The organism is Wolbachia endosymbiont of Drosophila bocki (genome assembly GCF_028982005.1).
Taxonomy (GTDB): Bacteria; Pseudomonadota; Alphaproteobacteria; order Rickettsiales; family Anaplasmataceae; genus Wolbachia; species Wolbachia pipientis.
Map to the genome: position 1 here is coordinate 1 of NZ_JAPQLG010000035.1, position 3,171 is coordinate 3,171.

3 protein-coding genes are annotated in these 3,171 nt (G+C 35.5%); 2 read left to right on the forward strand and 1 reads right to left on the reverse strand.

Annotated features, from left to right (window positions below; genetic code table 11):
- Positions 1 to 211 precede the first annotated feature (211 nt).
- Positions 212 to 520 carry a hypothetical protein gene (locus OZD61_RS05755; RefSeq protein WP_275008342.1) on the forward strand — a complete coding sequence of 103 codons (309 nt, stop codon included), beginning with the start codon at positions 212 to 214 and terminating at the stop codon, positions 518 to 520.
- A gap of 2 nt (positions 521 to 522) precedes the next feature.
- On the opposite strand, the gene OZD61_RS00635 is transcribed toward OZD61_RS05755, so the two are convergent.
- Positions 523 to 2,070, reverse strand: coding sequence for a peptidoglycan D,D-transpeptidase FtsI family protein (locus tag OZD61_RS00635; protein WP_274979466.1), 1,548 nt, complete (start codon positions 2,068 to 2,070; stop codon positions 523 to 525).
- Positions 2,071 to 2,090: 20 nt separating this feature from the next.
- Here OZD61_RS00635 and ispH point away from each other — a divergent pair, with 20 nt between their 5' ends.
- Positions 2,091 to 3,020, forward strand: a complete 930-nt coding sequence (ispH, locus tag OZD61_RS00640) for a 4-hydroxy-3-methylbut-2-enyl diphosphate reductase (RefSeq protein ID WP_274979467.1) — start codon at positions 2,091 to 2,093, stop codon at positions 3,018 to 3,020.
- Positions 3,021 to 3,171: the final 151 nt, after the last annotated feature.

The following is a 3,171-nucleotide window of genomic DNA, read 5'->3' on the forward strand; positions in this document are numbered from 1 at the left end:
CAGCTTGCAAATGATTGTCCTTTCCTTCATTTCTCTCCTATTACGAAGATTTTAAACAGGTTCTAAGATATAGTAATTTAGACTTCCTTACACAATTAACTGTTGAATTTTACATTCTTAGCTGTATTATAGCTAAAGTGCTCTAGGTTTACTGACTATAACGGTATGGCGTAGGGCTTTAGCTCTTTTTTTATAAACGTAGGTGTTTTATATGTCAGACCTTTTCTATATTGAAACTACGTGTTGTGTGGACGGTCGGTGTGATGTCTATACAGGGGAAGTGAGTTTTAATGATGTCATGTTAGGCAAGTTCAGTCTAAATTCGTGCAGCGGGAAAGAAGCTATGATAAATCTAGACATTATTACATTCGATATTAATATCGCTATTGATGGTCAAGATGGAAAGACAATAAAAAAAGACCTTAAAGGTCTTGAATTTGTAACTAAAGATGATGGTTCTTGGTATATTAATAAGGATTTTGGTGATGATAAATTTGAAGTTGTAGTAAAGCAATCATAATTTTACATCTCAGGTGTAACATTTAGTATAGGCGCTATTCTATTTATAATGTTCTTTACTATAGGCGCGGCAATTATTCCCCCGGTATGGTGCATCCCTTGAGGCTCATCAATAGCAATTAGCACTATGTACCTTGGGTCAAGCATAGTTAGCACTCCTATAAATGATGCTATGTTTGCATCTTTGCTATATTTACCATCTACAACTTTTTCCGCCGATCCAGTTTTTCCTCCTATTGAATATGCCTTTATTTTTGCTTTTCTGCCAGTGCCATCTGTTACTGCTGCACGTAATAATTTTCTCATTTCCCTGGAAGTTCTTCTTGAGATAATTTGCTCTCCTATACTTCTTTTATTCAACATCAAGGTTGCGTTATGAAATATCCCATTGTTGATTAATGCTGCTGCAGTTTGTGCAAGATGTATAGGAGTTACAGCTATGCCATAACCATAAGATGCTGTTATTAAGGTGTTTTCACTCCATTTATCCGGGATTATCGGTGTGGATTTTTCTGGTATTTCTATTTTCAAAGGAGAAAATAGCTTCATAGCTTTAAAGTATTCTACCTGTTTTTCAATACCTAGTTTGACTGCAATTTTTGCTGCACCAATGTTGGATGATTTTACAAATATATCTTGCACAGTAATTTTTGGAATTTTAGATTTATGAAAATCCTGAACTTTATACTTTCCAATGGTGATTGGTGTTGATACGTCATATAAATCGCTAGTTTTTGTAGCGTTCGCATCAAGCGCTGCGGCTATTGTAAAGTATTTTAATACCGACCCCATCTCATATACCCCAAGACTGGCGCGATTGAACTTTTGTACGTCTTCTGCCTTATTCTGTAAGTTGGGATTAAAATCAGGTAGGCTGACCATCGAGATAACTTCACTATTTCTCACATTTAAAACAATTCCTACTCCGCCAAGTGCCTGATATCTGCTTACAGCTTTAGTTAGCTCTTCATGCACTATGCTTTGCACTCGTGTATCTAAGGATAGTATTATGGGCTTTTCTTGCTCATTATTTTTACTTATATATGCCTCAACTCCTGCAATACCGTTGCCATCTATGTCAGTGTAACCAAGCACGTGTGAAAATAAATTACTGTGAGGATATATACGCTTTATGTCGTCATAAAAATTTACTCCTGGTACACCAGCGTTTTTGATCGCTAGTAATTCTTTTGGAGTCAAGTGCCGCTTTATCCAAGCAAATTTCTTTTCTGAAGTAAGTACTCTATATAAGTTCTTGTATTCGAGGTCATGCAAAGTAGAACACAGTTGTGCTGCTATACTTTCCGGATTCTTTACTTTGGTTGCATCTATATATAGTGATGTTGTGGGCACATTTGTTGCTATTACCACTCCATTTCTATCTAAAATATCGGGTTGTTTATGTACTATATTATCTTTTCTAAAATTTTCTGAAGTAGTAAGTTGATCAAATGTTAAAGAGAATATGCGAAAAATAATTATTATATAAAATATAAATAATGGTACTATAAAACACAGTGAGCGGAGCTTATTTTTAAGTAATGCTTGCATATTTACTTGATTTGACAAAAATGGAAATCATCTTAGCTGAACCACGAGGTTTTTGTGCCGGGGTAAAAAGAGCTGTGGACATATTAGCTATTACTTTAGAAAAATACAAAAACGAGCGCCAAGTTTATGTGCTACACGAAATTGTTCACAATAAATATATAGTAGAGGACTTTAAGAAACAAGGAGTGGTTTTTGTAAGCAGTATCGAGGAAATTGAAGATAATGAAGGAATACTGATCTTCAGCGCGCACGGAGTATCAAAAAATATAGAAGATGAGGCAAAAAGAAAGGGTATTCAAGTGATTGATGCAACATGTCCTTTAGTCAACAAAGTGCATAAAGAAGCAAAAAGGTATGAAAACAGTGGTAAAGAATTAATTCTCATTGGGCATGAAAACCATCCAGAAGTTAAGGGAATTAGGGGAAGAGTAAACAATCCTATCACTTTAGTGCAAACTTTGCAGGATGTATATGATTTAAAGGTTAAAGATCCAGATAATTTGTCTTATGTTACACAAACTACGTTAAGCATCGACGATACCCGTGACATTATTGCTGCCTTGAAATTAAGGTTTCCAGGCATAACAGGTTCAGATTTAAGGGACATATGCTATGCAACGCAAAACAGACAAAATGCTGTTAAAAAGCTAGCTGAAATTGTAGACATGGTATTAGTTGTAGGAAGTAAAAATAGCTCAAATTCAAACCGCTTATTGGATCTGTGCACTGCCAGAGGAAAAAGAGCCTACTTGATTGATAATTACAGCTGTGTGAATAAAAGCTGGTTTCAGGGCGTAGAAAAGATAGGAATCACTGCAGGTGCTTCCGCTCCTGACATATTGGTTGATGAATTAATGGACTACCTAAAAGTAAACCTGAGTGTAAAAATTTCAGTTATGCCAGGTGGTATTATTGAAAGTGTTCAGTTTAAAATACCGAATCTGGTTTAAAACACAACTTATCTACCAAGCTTCTCTTGAAATCACACAAACCAGCATCTATAGCTAAGACGTCACACCGCGATTCATCAGACTTCTTGCATAACCATATAACAAACTTTTATTGGGAATAGAAACGAAAAAACTTACTTGACACCCTTCG